Origin of the sequence: Duganella caerulea, assembly GCF_040362985.1 — a bacterium.
GTDB classification, from domain to species: Bacteria; Pseudomonadota; Gammaproteobacteria; order Burkholderiales; family Burkholderiaceae_D; genus Rugamonas; species Rugamonas vulcania.
Genome location: NZ_BPWJ01000001.1, coordinates 462,934 through 475,819, shown reverse-complemented (window position 1 = coordinate 475,819; position 12,886 = coordinate 462,934). Strand labels below are relative to the sequence as shown.

Below are 12,886 nucleotides of genomic sequence, written 5' to 3'. Positions count from 1 at the left end.
GAAAGCCTTTATGGCTTGGCAATATTTGGTAACAATACGTGGGTGTCCGGGCAGGCGGTGCCTGCGTTATCATTACGCCATGTCCGCGCCACGATCCGATGAAATGCTCATGCTCAGCTATCGCAATGGCGATCTGGCGGCGTTCGAGGAACTGTACCGGCGCCACAGCCAGGGGCTGTATCTGTTTCTGGCATGGCGCTCGCCGCGCCGCGAATGGGTCAACGACATCATGCAGGACAGCTGGGCCAATCTGCACCAGGCACGCGCGCGCTACGAACCGGGCGCCAGCTTCCGCACCTATCTTTTCCAGATCGCGCGCAATCGCCTGATCGACTTGATACGCCTGAACGAGCGCGTGCTGCTGGCCAGCGACGGCGGCGAGGAGGGCTGGTTCGAGGGCGTCGCCGATGGCGCGCACGATAGCCTGGCGCCCGACGGTCAATTGGAACGCAAGCAGCAGACCAACCGATTGCATGCGATGATACGTTTGCTGCCGGTCGATCAGCGCGAGGCGCTGGTGCTCCAGCAGTTCAACGGCATGAGCCTGGAGGAGATCGCGGAACTGGTTGAGGCGCCGGTGGAGACGGTAAAGAGCCGCCTGCGTTACGCGATGCGAAGGCTGCGGCAGGAACTGGCGCCGGCTGCCGAAGAGGCGAGAGCATGAATCCACACGATCACACTGAAGACGCGGAGTTCGAAGATTTCCTCAAGGGCGAGGGGGATCTGGCGCGCCAGTTGCACGACTTGCCGCAACCGCGTCCGCCGGAGGCTTTGTCCGCCGCCATTCTGGCGCGGGCCGCCGCCGACATGCGTAGCGCCGGCGCCGAATCGGCAAACGATGCGCTGCACGATGCCGTGCCGGCCGCGCCGCCAGCCCGCCACTACCTGCGGCGCGCGCGCGTTCCGCTTGGATTGGCTGCCAGCGCGGTGTTTGCCTTGTTCGCTGTGCGCGTGCTGATGCCGCAGGCGGTTGCGCCGGTGGCCAAAGAGGCGGTGGTCGTGGCGGCGGCTCCTGTCGCGGAAGCGCCGCCGCCCGCTAGTGAAATTGAATCGGCGCCGCAGCCAACAGCGCCGAAAGCTGTTCAGCGCAAGCGCTCTGCAACGCGAGCTACCCCGCCCACGGAGATCGCGACGGCGGCAGCGAACGCCGAACTGGCCGCGCCACCGGTTGTAGCCGCGCCATCGATCGCGCCGTCGATAGTCGCCGCACCACCGGTTATGGCCGCGCCGCCGGTCATGGCTGCACCAATGGCCAAGCGGTCCACCGCGCTGGCTGCACGAGAGGAATCCAAGCAGATGGTTCTGCAACCGGAGCCTGGCGCCGAATTCCCATTGCTGGCGGCACCGGCGCCGCTTGCGCGCATGCGGGCGCCGGTGATGGCCGATGCCGCATCCAAGCCACGGCCGATGAGTTATTTTGGCGCGGTGGCGGAGGACCTGCCAGCGCCCGAATGGCTTGATCGCATGGCCGAAATGCTGAAAGCCGGCCAGACGAAAGAAGCGCATGCGGAATGGCTGAAATTCCGCATGCGCTACCCGTATGCCGAAGTGCCGCCTGAACTGCAGCGGCAACTCCAGGCGATCAATTAACGTCGAACTCTCCCACCAGCACGGTGCTGCCGGTATCGCGCAGACGTAGCGTGACCATCTGGTCGCGCTGTTTAGCCGTACCGAAGCCGGTGCTGAGGCGCAGCTGCACAGTCGTCGCGCCAGCCACGATCTGCTGGCGGCTGCCGAAGGAGTTGACCTCCACGCGATACTTGCCCGGCTTGGCCACCCGCAGCGAGAACTCCTCCGGCCCGTAGCCGCCGGTGAAGTCGCGCGACATGCGCCCGCCCTGGTAGGTGTAGCGGTTGCCGTAGTAGCACTTCTCTCCGTTCGGATCGGTGACCCACAAATCGATGTCGGTGTTGTCGGCGTCCCAGGTCAGCACGGCCCGTAAAGCCAGCGGCAGGTTGCGCAGCAGGCGCGGATCGATGCGGCTGGTGTCCGGCTTGACGGCAGCCTTGGCGACAATCGCATTGAGCTCCGCCAGCGTCACCAGCTCGATTTCGGCAAAGCGGCCATCCCACGGACGGTTCAGCACTTCCGAAAGCTGGTCCACCGCCGGTTGCACCTGTCCTGCGGCGGCATAGGCCAGGCCGAGGTCTCGGTACGACTGTGGCTCTTCCTCGGCCAGCAGCAGCACCTGCTTGAACACCGGGATCGCCAGCGCCGGCTCGCCCGCCTGCAGCAGCCGGTAGCCGAGTATCCGCAATACCTGGCGGTTTTCCAGGTTCATCTCCGCCAGATTGGACAGCACGCGCAAGGCCAGGTCGCGCTGGCCCACCTCGAGCAGCAGGTCGGCGCTGTCGAGGAAGAAGGCGCTGCTGTTGGCGTAGTTCGGCTTCTCGTCGAGGTAAATGGCGTACAAGTCGGCGGCTTTGGCGGCCTTCATGCGGGCCCGATAGGGTTCGTCGGGCGACCACTTCTTGAGCTGGATGCCGGCGTTCGGCGTCTCGTCGCCGGACGGCGCGGGCGCTTTGGCGACGCGCTCCGCGTTGTGTGCTTCGGCGCGGCCGTATGCCAGCGGCGCCGGCGACCGTCTTGTCAGTGGCGGCGCGGCCATTTCGGCCACCGCGGCTGGCCTGAATCGAGGCTCAAACTCGATCGCGCCATCGCCGTCCTTCTTGAACTCGATATGCCTGGGCGGCGCCGACTTCGGATAGGTCTTTGCCCACCACGCCACCTTCTGCTCGAACTCCTGCACGATCTGGTCGCTGTGTTGTGCGGCGATGCGGCGCCGCTGCGTCCAGCGATTTTCTTTGAGCTTGGCGTAGGCTTCCTTGTAGGCTGCGGGCGGTTCGATGTCGTAGCGCAGATAGTCTTCCAGCCGGTCAAGCACCAGCAGCGAGGTCTCGCGCGTGGGGATGCCGAAACGCTGGCCGATACGCCGGATCTCTCCGCGTTTCAGATCGTAGTCCGCTTCCAGCGCATGCAGGCGGTAGCTGGCCCACGTGCCGGCGGCCAGCGGGTGATACGGCGCCGTGGCGCTGACCGGTACAGCAATTGCACGGCTCTTGCCCTGCTGCGTCAAGGTCAGCGTCAGTTCCGCATTGGGCTGCGTCAGGCGCCCGGCGATGCGTAAAATGCCATCCTGCGGCTCACGTGCTTCAACCGAGATATCCTTGGCGCCGCTGGCGGTGACGTCGCTCAATTGCAGCTCGTCGGCCAGCAGCGCTTGCGCGGCCTGCGCTGGCTGGCTCGCCTGCAGTTGCACCAGCCTGCCACCGTTACGCTCCGCCAGCGCCGACAAGCGCGCGCTGTCCGACACCAGCGCTGAATTCAATGCATACAAACGCTGGCCCTTGGCCAATGTGGGGAAGGGCGCGTCGCCATAGTTGGACAGTCCATCGCTGACCAGCAGGTATTCGTTGATGTCCGCTTCCGGCTTCCATGCGCCAAGGGCGCTGGCGCCGTCGTAGGCGGTGGCCGCCAACGCGGCACGCAGGCCGGCCCAGTTGCCATTGACGACGCGGTATCGCTGGCTGGCCTCTGCGCGATCGCGCAGGCGGATCAGCCGCACTTCCACATTGCGAACGGTCTTGAAGTAGGCGTCCAGCACCGCCAGCTCCGCGTCGGTCTGGCGCTGAGCGCCGGAGCCGGAGCTATCCCACAGCAGTCCAAGCACGGCGGGCGGCACGCGCACCGGATGGTTGCTGTCTCCAGCGACGGCGATCTCGCTGAGGAAGAAGGTCTCGCCGTCGAATTCCTGCACAAAGGTCTGCGGCGCCGTCGCGGCGGCCAGCGTCAGCTCCAGTGTGCCGTCGGCGCGGAAGGCATTCCTGGCGATGCGGGCGCGATAGCCGTCCTGCTGGCGTTCGAACTGCACCTCGCCCAACGCGCCGCGCGCTTGCGGGGGCGTTATCGCGCCGTGCACATTTAGTTCCAGATCAAATTCCTTGATTCCTTCGCCGTAGGCCAGGGGCAGCCGGTACAGCCGCTGCGCCTCCTGGCGCGGCAGCGCTTCGGCATATTTGAGCTGCACGGTGCGAGTGCCGTGGGGTGGTATCGGGTAGACGCGCAGCTTGAAGTTGTTCCCCTGGGTCGTCTCCAACAGCGCGGGATCGACACGGGTTCGTTCAACTTCCTCGAAGATCATGCGGCCCTTGGCTTTTTCGACCGGCACGGCGGGCCGCAGCGCCCCGTCGATATCCAGCGCGAACGCGGTCACGTGCTGCGCGGGCAGCAGCGGGAACTGCAGTTCGCCTTCCAGCTGCACCGCGTTCGGATTGTAGAACACCATCTCCACGGTGGTCTGGGCCAGGCCGCCGCTGATCTCCGCGCCGATGCGCAGGCTTTGCAGGCGCACGGGCGTCTGCGCACGCGGGACGACCAGGCGCGGCGGCATGATGGGCGGAAGCGGCGCGATGGCGTTCGCCGTCAACGACAGGCTCAATAAAAATACTGTTAGCAATGGGCGCAACATGACATCTCCTTGGCCGGAAAAGCCCGGCGTCCCATGTGAAACGGACCGGCGGCGAAAACGGGGTTAAACGTCGCAAAATAAATCGATGCGGCAGCGCAGCAATATTCGATTGCGTTATCTAGATTTGTTGCTATCATTTCCCTGCCTGACCACCAAGGAAACCAGATGAATGCACCAAGTACGCCTCACCCGAATTACGAAATCCTGATCGCTGCGGCGCGCAAAGCCGGGCCGGTCACGGTCGCCGTCGCGCACGCGTGCGACCGCCATGCGCTGGAAGCGGCGCTCGATGCCGCCCGCATGGGGTTGATCAATCCGATCCTGGTTGGGCCTCAGGCGCGCATTCGCAAAGCCGCGGAGGAGGCGGGCCTGGACATCTCCGCACTGCCGCTGGTCGATACGGAACACAGCCACGCATCGGCCTTCCGCGCGGTGGAACTGATCCGCGAAGGACAGGCGTCGGTGCTGATGAAGGGCAGCCTGCACACCGACGAGTTGATGGGCGCCGTGGTCGCGGGCGAGACCGGCCTGCGCACCGGGCGCCGCCTGAGCCACTGCTTCGTGATGGACGTGCCGGGTCGCGAGGAGCCGTTGATCGTGACCGACGCCGCCGTCAACATCAATCCCACGCTGGACGAAAAAGTCGACATCATCCAGAACGCCATCGACCTGGCGCATGTGCTGAAGTTCGATCCGGTCAAGGTGGCCATCCTGGCGGCGGTGGAGACGGTCAGCGCCAAGATGCCTTCCACGATCGACGCGGCGGCACTGTGCAAAATGGCCGACCGTGGCCAGATCACCGGCGCCATCCTGGATGGTCCGCTGGCGATGGACAACGCCATCGATCCCGAGGCCGCGGCGATCAAGCATCTGGTGTCGCCGGTGGCCGGCCAGGCGAACATACTGGTGGCGCCCGATCTGGAAGCCGGCAACATGCTGGCCAAGAGCCTGACCTTCATGGCCGGTGCGGCGGCGGCAGGCATCGTGCTCGGCGCCCGCGTGCCGATCATCCTCACCAGCCGCGCCGACTCGGTCACCGCGCGCCTCGCATCCTGCGCGGTGGCGGTGCTGGTGGCGCACAGCAAACTGGCCACCGGCCACGCCATGGGAGCTTGAGACCATGGCACCTAACGATAGCATCGTCGTCATCAACGCTGGTTCGTCGAGCATCAAGTTCTCGCTGTACAGCGGCCCCGGACTGGCGCTCACGTTCAACGGGAAAATCGAAAACCTCTACAGCGGCGTCACCCGCTTCAGCGCGCGGGATGCGCAGGGCCGGTCCATCGGAGAGCGCAGCTGGGCGGACGCACCGCTGAACCACGAAGGCGGCATGCGCTTCCTGATCGATTTCGCACAATCGCATCTCGACGGCCACCGCGTGGTGGCGGTGGGCCACCGAATTGTTCACGGTGGCGTGGCCTACAGCGGGCCGCAACGTTTGAATTCCGAGGTGCTGGCCGCTCTGGAGAAGCTGATACCGCTGGCGCCCCTGCATCTTCCGCACAATCTGGCGCCGGTACGCGCCGTGATGGCGATGGCGCCTGATGTGCCGCAAATGGGTTGCTTCGATACCGCCTTCCACGTCGGCCAGCCGCCGGAGGCGCAAGCGTTCGCGCTGCCGGCGCGGATCACGGACCAGGGCGTGCGGCGCTATGGCTTCCACGGACTGTCGTATGAATATATCGCCAGCCGCCTGCCGGACGCCGATCCATCGCTGGCCAGCGCCAAGGTGGTCGCGGCGCACCTGGGCAATGGCGCCAGCATGTGCGCGATGGCTGGGGGCCGCAGCGTCGCCAGCACGATGGGCTTTACCGCCGTCGACGGCCTGCCCATGGGCACACGCTGCGGCGCGCTCGATCCCGGCGTGGTGCTGTACTTGATCGAACAATTGGGCATGGACGTGGGCGCGGTGCAGAAGCTGCTGTACCAGGAGTCCGGCCTGCTCGGCGTCTCCGGCATCTCGCCGGACATGCGGACGCTTGAGCAGAGCGACGATCCGCGTGCGAAAGCCGCCATTGCGTTGATGGTCTACCGCATCGGCCGCGAACTGGGTTCGCTGGCCGCGGCCCTGGGAGGGCTGGACGCATTGGTCTTCTCGGGCGGGATAGGCGAAAACAGCACGGCGCTGCGCGCGGCGGTCTGCCGCGACGCGGCCTGGCTGGGTGTGAAACTGGACGCCGTCGCCAACGACGTCAATCCGCGTGGCGTCGCCCGCATCAGCGCCGCCGACAGCAAGGTGGCAGTGTGGGTGGTGCCGGCCAACGAGGAACTGATGATCGCCCGCCACACGCAAACATTATTGGAGCATCCATGAATACCACCGAAACGATTTATCCGATTTTGTCCGGCAAACGCGCGCTGGTGGTCGGCGTCGCCAATGAGCACTCCATTGCCTGGGGCTGCGCGCTGGCCTTCCGCAAACTCGGGGCGGAGGTCGTCCTCACCTACCTGAACGAGAAGGCCCTGCCGCATGTGGCGCCGCTGGCGCAGGAAATCGACGCCCAGCTATTGCCGCTGGACGTGACGATACCCGGCCAGATGGAAGCGCTGTTCGCCAAGGTGGCCGAGCAGGGCAAGCTGGATATCCTGGTCCACTCGATCGCCTTCGCGCCCAAGGCGGATTTGCAGGGCGGCCTGCTGGATTGTTCGCTGGACGGCTTCCTGCAGGCGATGGACATCTCCTGCCATTCCTTCGTGCGCATGGCCAAGCTTGCGGTGCCGTTGATGACTGAAGGCGGCAGCATGTTCGCCATGAGTTACCATGGCGCGGAGAAGGTCGTCCCGAACTACAACGTCATGGGGCCGGTGAAGGCGGCGCTGGAAGCGTGCTGCCGCTATCTGGCGTATGAGCTGGGCCATCGCGGCATCCGGGTCCATGCAATTTCGCCGGGGCCGTTGCAAACGCGGGCCGCCTCCGGCCTGAAGGACTTCGAACTGCTGCTGCGCGACGCCGCCAACCGCGCGCCCGTGGGTGAGCTGGTGGACATCCTCGACGTGGGCAATACCTGCGCCTACCTGGCCTCGCAATTCGCACATCGCCTCACAGGCAGCACCGTATATGTTGACGGCGGCCTGAATATCATCGCTTAGGGAAGCCGGATTTCAATGACAGCACACGTTACACTGCAAGACATCGACGAGGACAACTTCGAGAGCTTCATGGACATGGAGCTCCCGGAGCACCAGCGTGATTTTTTGGACAGCAATGCCTATTCGATCGCGCAATCCAAGTTCTATCCCGACTTCTTCACACGCGGGATCTACTGCGACGGCAAGCCGGCCGGCTTCCTGCTGTACGACTGCAAGGCCGAGGACGTCCCCGGCCTGTATGGCATCTATCGCTTCATGGTCGATTTTCCGCAGCAGGGCAAGGGCATAGGGCGCAAGGCCATGGCGCTGCTGCTGGAGGAGTTGCGCGCCAAGCCGGACGTCGAGCGCATCATCATCTACTACAAGCCGGGCAACGCCGTGGCACAGGCCTTCTACCGCAGCTTCGGCTTCCGCGAATGCGGCATCGACGACCAGGGAGAAATGATCGCCGAGATCATACCCGCATCTTTTTCTTGACCTTACCGCTGTGGGAAGGTGTATGGTGTGCGCTGTTGCCTGTCTCCGAGAGACTGCGGTACCATTGACCACACTATGCGCCCACTCATCCGTCTACTGCTCTGGATTTTGATAGCAGCCCTGCCGTTGCAAGGGGTGGCTGCCGTCTTTATTCCGTGCGTGGCGGCGCAGGCGCAAGTCGCCACCCAGCCGGCTGCGGGCGCGGAACACTGCGCGCCGGCCAAGTCCGACCTGGCATCCGGCGCGCATGGCAAGTGCAGTCATTGCGCCAGTTGTGTGGGGGCGTGCGCGCCGCCCACCGTGCCTGTACTGGTGCTGCCGGCCAGCCTGTCGGACGTCCGCGTCGTCGCGCCCGAACCCGCGATGACCGCCTACATCCCCGCCACACTGGAACGTCCGCCCCGTCTTTCCTGAAGATGCCGAAGCTGCGGGCTCGCCCCGCGTATCCGTCACTTTTTAGGAATCCCATGAATCACACCCGCATATTGATGCTGGCTGCCGCCTGCTTGCCGTTGCTCGCGTCGGCCCAGGCCACGTCCGGTGCCGCCGACGCAAACGCCAAGGTCGCGCCGCCGGCCTACCGTTCGGCGTTCGCCGATTTCCGGTCCACTGAAGAACCGGCCGTGACGCCCGATAAAGCCTGGCTGCAGGCCAACCAGGCATTGGCCGGCCAGTCCGGCCACTCCATGCACATGCAGATGGAACCAATGGCACCGATGGCGCCGGCCGACAAGCCGAAGGCCGAAGCCGCCGAAGACCCGCACAAGGGTCATCACATGCACATGAAAGAGAAATGATATGGCGCGAATACTCAACACGGCGTTAACCACCGCTGCAGCAGCGTCGCTGGCGCTGCTGGCTGGATGCGCCAGCCTTTCTGGCGATGCGGGATTGAACGACGTCTCCCGCCTGACGCAGGAACGCATCGGCCAACAGGCCAGCTTCTCGCGTGACGCCAACAACGACCAACAGGTGCACGCGCTGCTGGCACAGCCGCTGACCGCTGAAACGGCGGTGCAGATCGCACTGCTCAACAGCCCCGCGTTGAAAGCCTCGTTCGCGGAACTGGGCGTGTCGGAAGCGGAGTTCGTCCAATCGGGCCGCATGCGCAATCCCGGCTTCAGCTTTGGCCGCATCCGTGGTGGCGGCGAGACCGAGATTGATCGCAGCGTCATGTTCGACATCGCGGGTTTGCTGACGTTGCCGATACGCTCGCGCATCGGGCAACGCCGCTTCGAACAGGCCAAGCTGCAAGCGGCGGCGCAAGCCATTCAGCTGGCGACCGACACCCGGCGCGCCTACTTCACCGCGGTGGCGGCGGCGCAATCGGCTGCTTTCGCGGAGCAGGTTCGCACCGCGGCAGACGCCTCGTCCGAGCTGGCGGAAAGAATGGCGAAAGTCGGCAACTGGAGCAAGCTGGATCAGGCCCGCGAACGCGCCTTCTACCAGGATGCGACGACGCAACTGGCCCGCAGCCGCCACGAAGCGACCGCCTCGCGCGAGCAACTGGTGCGCCTTCTTGGCCTGTGGGGCGAGCAGCAGAACTTCACGCTACCGGACCGCCTGCCCGACCTGCCGGCGCAACCGAAGGAAATGAACGACGCCGAAGCGCAGGCGCTGTCGCAGCGGCTGGACATGCTCGCCGCGCGGCGCGACACCGAAGCCACCGCCGACGCATTGGGCCTGACCAAGGCCACAGGCTTCATCAACGTGTTCGACGCCGGCTACGCGAACAAGAGCACCAGCGGCCTGCCGCGTGAAAACGGCTACCAGGTCTCATTCGAGCTGCCGATCTTCGATTGGGGCGGCGCCAAGGTGGCGCGGGCGCAGGCGCAGTACATGCAATCGGTGCACCGCGCGACCGATACGGCGGTGCGCGCCCGCTCCGAAGTGCGCGAGGCGTATTCGTCCTACCGCACCACCTATGACATCGCCCGTCACTATCGCGATGAAGTGGTGCCGCTGCGTAAAAAGATCTCCGACGAGGTACTGCTGCGCTATAACGGCATGCTGGCCAGCGTGTTCGAGCTGCTGGCCGACTCACGCGAACAGCTCAACAGCGTCAACACCGCCATCGAAACACAGCGCGATTTCTGGATCGCCGAGACTAAATTGCAGGCGGCCGTCAACGGCGGCACCGCAAACGAAACAAGGATGAACCCATGATTTCACGTAGAGACTTCTTCAAAGGCGCAGGCGCGGTCGCGGTCAGCGCGGCGGCCGTCAGCAAGGCCGGCGCCGCAACGCTGCCCGAAGCCATGACGATGGATAACGCCAACACCCACGTGCCGCCGGCGCCGTCCAATGGCCGCCCATTCAACCCGGTGGTGACGCTCAACGGCTGGTCGCTGCCGTGGCGGATGAATAACGGCGTCAAGGAATTCCACCTGATCGCCGAACCGGTGGTGCGCGAAATGGCGCCCGGCATGAAGGCCAACCTGTGGGGCTACAACGGCCAGTCGCCCGGGCCGACCATCGAAGTGGTGGAGGGCGACCGTGTGCGCATCTTCGTCACCAACAAGCTGCCGGAGCACACCAGCGTGCACTGGCACGGCCAGCGCCTGCCCAACGGAATGGATGGCGTGACCGGCCTGACGCAGCCCGGCATCGCACCCGGTAAAACCTTTGTGTACGAATTCGTCGCCAAGCGGCCCGGCACCTTCATGTACCACCCGCACGCCGACGAGATGACGCAGATGGCGATGGGGATGATGGGCTTCTGGGTCACGCACCCCAAGGATCACAAGCAGTTCGCGGTGGACCGCGACTTCGTCTTCCTGCTGAACGCCTACGATATCGACCCCGGAAGCTACACGCCCAAGACCAACACCATGTTGGAGTTCAACCTGTGGACCTTCAACAGCCGCGTATTCCCCGGCATCGATTCCATGCCGGTGCGGCAGGGCGACAAGGTGCGCATCCGCGTCGGCAACCTGACGATGACCAACCATCCGGTGCACATGCACGGGCACGAGTTCTACGTCACCGGCACCGATGGTGGCTGGACGCCGCCTGCGTCGCGCTGGCCGGAAGTGACGACCGATATCGCCGTCGGACAGATGCGGGCGATCGAATTCGTCGCCAACGAACCGGGCGACTGGTCCTTCCACTGCCACAAATCGCACCACACCATGAACGCCATGGGCCACAGCGTGCCGACCATGATAGGCGTGGACCACAGCGGCATCGCCGAGAAGATCAACAAGATCGTCCCGGACTACATGACCATGGGCGACAAGGGCGGCTCGATGGGCGGCATGCAAATGGGGCTGCCGGAAAACACGCTGCCGATGATGTCGGGCGAAGGCCCGTTCGGCGGCGTGGAAATGGGCGGCATGTTCACCGTGGTCAAAGTGCGCAAGGACCAGAAGCCTGGTGACTACACGGACCCCGGCTGGTACAAGCATCCGGCGGGCACGCTGGCCTACGAGTGGACCGGCGCCATGCCGGAACCAGCCCGCAATTACACCGCCGGCGGCCAGTCCATGCCGGCATTGAACCAACCAAACGTAGAACTCACCGTTCGCAAGCCGAGCGGCCATAGCGGACACTAAGGAGAAAACTCATGAAACCATTCCAGACCCTCGTAGCATCCGCAATCGTGGCGGCGGCCACGCTGGCATCGCCGTTCGCCGCCGCGCACGCAAGCTTGAAGAGCTCCAATCCGGCCGCCAACGCCGTACTGGATGCGGCGCCAAAAGAGATCGCGCTGACGTTCAATGAGAAAGTGGAGCCGGCGTTCAGCAGCATCACGCTGACCGGCGCGGGTGGGAGCACGCCCGCCGACCAGGCCAAGGCCACGGTCGATGACGCCAATCCGATGATCCTCCGCCTGGCTTTGCCGCCGCTGCCGGCAGGCGCCTACACGGTCGGCTGGGCCGCGGCCGGCCGTGACGGCCATCGCCGCAAAGGCGAGTTCACGTTCACGGTCAAATAGTGGGCGCTGGATTCGATACCGTCTGGCTGGTGCAAGTCGGGTCGGCGTTTGTGCTGGTTTGCTGCTTCTGCTGGCTGGTCGGTTCCTGGTGCGCGCGGCGCTGGCTGCCGGGCGACGATGTCATGTCGGTGGCACTTGACGCCCGCCTGCGCATGTTCGACCTGCTGGCGGCAGGCATTGCCGTCGTCGCCGCCGGCTGGTCGCTGTTGGCAGCAACCGCCGTCATGGCCGGCTGCACCATGCGCGAGGCGTGCGACATGTTCTGGATGATGGTCAGCGGTACAGCTTATGGGCATGCCAGTTGCCTTGCCCTCGCGGCGCTGTTATTCGTGTTCGCACTGCGCTGCATACCGCGCTTGCCGAAGGCTGGAGAGACAGTGGTCCTGCTGGCGTTGGGCGTATTCGCCTTGACCCGGGCGTCGATGGGCCACGCGGGTGAGGAAGGAATCTGGACGCTTCCTTACGTCGCCGAGGCTATCCACCTGTCGGCGATTTCGGTTTGGACGGGCGTTGTGGCCGTGTCGGGGTGGTGCGTTCTGTCCGCGCGGCTGCCGCCGGCGGCGAGGACCCGCTACCTGGATTTGATGTCGCATACGGCGATGGTGGCTGTTGTCGCCATCGCTGCGACGGGCGTCTACAGCGGTTGGCATCGCGTCGGCAGCACCGGGAATTTGATGAATACCGTTTACGGCTTTACCTTGCTGGCCAAGGTGGCGCTGGTGGCGGCAGCCGTTGGCATCGGCGGCTACAACAAATTCATCGGTTTGCCGGCCGCATCGCGCTCGCTGCAAGGCGTGGCGGCGGTGCGGCTGGCGCTGCGGATTGAAACGGTGCTGCTGCTCGGCGCCGTGCTGGCCGCCGCCATCCTGACATCCCAACAGCCGCCGACAGCTACCTGACGGCGGCCGTTGGAT

At 65.0% G+C, this 12,886-nt stretch carries 13 protein-coding genes; 12 read left to right on the top strand and 1 reads right to left on the bottom strand.

Annotated features, from left to right (window positions below; all coding sequences use genetic code 11):
• Window positions 1-109 precede the first annotated feature (109 nt).
• A complete protein-coding gene (locus ACUJB0_RS02035) occupies window positions 110-664 on the top strand; it encodes a sigma-70 family RNA polymerase sigma factor (protein ID WP_444843753.1) in 555 nt (184 codons plus the stop codon).
• Complete coding sequence (locus tag ACUJB0_RS02030) at window positions 661-1,590, top strand: hypothetical protein (RefSeq protein WP_444843752.1); 930 nt, start codon at window positions 661-663, stop codon at window positions 1,588-1,590. Before ACUJB0_RS02035 ends, ACUJB0_RS02030 begins: the two co-directional genes overlap by 4 nt.
• On the opposite strand, the gene ACUJB0_RS02025 is transcribed toward ACUJB0_RS02030, so the two are convergent.
• Window positions 1,583-4,468, bottom strand: coding sequence for a DUF2135 domain-containing protein (locus ACUJB0_RS02025; RefSeq protein ID WP_444843751.1), 2,886 nt, complete (start codon window positions 4,466-4,468; stop codon window positions 1,583-1,585). The two genes, ACUJB0_RS02030 and ACUJB0_RS02025, sit on opposite strands and share 8 nt — an antisense overlap.
• A 165-nt stretch (window positions 4,469-4,633) precedes the next feature.
• Here ACUJB0_RS02025 and ACUJB0_RS02020 point away from each other — a divergent pair, with 165 nt between their 5' ends.
• The 10 genes from ACUJB0_RS02020 (at window position 4,634) to ACUJB0_RS01975 (ending at window position 12,871) form a co-directional block, all read left to right on the top strand.
• Window positions 4,634-5,584 (top strand): phosphate acetyltransferase, encoded by a 951-nt coding sequence (locus tag ACUJB0_RS02020; RefSeq protein ID WP_444843750.1) that lies wholly within the window; start codon window positions 4,634-4,636, stop codon window positions 5,582-5,584.
• 4 nt (window positions 5,585-5,588) lie between these two features.
• The gene (locus ACUJB0_RS02015; RefSeq protein WP_444843749.1) at window positions 5,589-6,782 is read left to right on the top strand and encodes an acetate/propionate family kinase; all 1,194 of its coding nucleotides are present in this window, start codon (window positions 5,589-5,591) and stop codon (window positions 6,780-6,782) included.
• Window positions 6,779-7,558, top strand: a complete 780-nt coding sequence (fabI, locus tag ACUJB0_RS02010) for an enoyl-ACP reductase FabI (RefSeq protein WP_444843748.1) — start codon at window positions 6,779-6,781, stop codon at window positions 7,556-7,558. The genes ACUJB0_RS02015 and fabI overlap by 4 nt, the downstream gene beginning before the upstream one ends.
• Window positions 7,559-7,573: 15 nt before the next feature.
• Window positions 7,574-8,035, top strand: a complete 462-nt coding sequence (locus tag ACUJB0_RS02005) for a GNAT family N-acetyltransferase (protein ID WP_444843747.1) — start codon at window positions 7,574-7,576, stop codon at window positions 8,033-8,035.
• 135 nt (window positions 8,036-8,170) lie between these two features.
• Window positions 8,171-8,449 carry a hypothetical protein gene (locus tag ACUJB0_RS02000; RefSeq protein ID WP_444843746.1) on the top strand — a complete coding sequence of 93 codons (279 nt, stop codon included), beginning with the start codon at window positions 8,171-8,173 and terminating at the stop codon, window positions 8,447-8,449.
• 53 nt (window positions 8,450-8,502) lie between these two features.
• Window positions 8,503-8,832 carry a hypothetical protein gene (locus ACUJB0_RS01995; RefSeq protein WP_444843745.1) on the top strand — a complete coding sequence of 110 codons (330 nt, stop codon included), beginning with the start codon at window positions 8,503-8,505 and terminating at the stop codon, window positions 8,830-8,832.
• 1 nt (window position 8,833) lies between these two features.
• Window positions 8,834-10,201, top strand: coding sequence for a TolC family protein (locus tag ACUJB0_RS01990; protein WP_444843744.1), 1,368 nt, complete (start codon window positions 8,834-8,836; stop codon window positions 10,199-10,201).
• Window positions 10,198-11,589 carry a multicopper oxidase family protein gene (locus tag ACUJB0_RS01985; protein WP_444843743.1) on the top strand — a complete coding sequence of 464 codons (1,392 nt, stop codon included), beginning with the start codon at window positions 10,198-10,200 and terminating at the stop codon, window positions 11,587-11,589. The genes ACUJB0_RS01990 and ACUJB0_RS01985 overlap by 4 nt, the downstream gene beginning before the upstream one ends.
• Window positions 11,590-11,600: 11 nt before the next feature.
• Entirely contained in the window at window positions 11,601-11,972 is a 372-nt protein-coding gene (gene copC / locus ACUJB0_RS01980; RefSeq protein ID WP_444843742.1) for a copper homeostasis periplasmic binding protein CopC, read from the top strand.
• Window positions 11,972-12,871 carry a CopD family protein gene (locus ACUJB0_RS01975; RefSeq protein ID WP_444843741.1) on the top strand — a complete coding sequence of 300 codons (900 nt, stop codon included), beginning with the start codon at window positions 11,972-11,974 and terminating at the stop codon, window positions 12,869-12,871. The genes copC and ACUJB0_RS01975 overlap by 1 nt, the downstream gene beginning before the upstream one ends.
• Window positions 12,872-12,886: the final 15 nt, after the last annotated feature.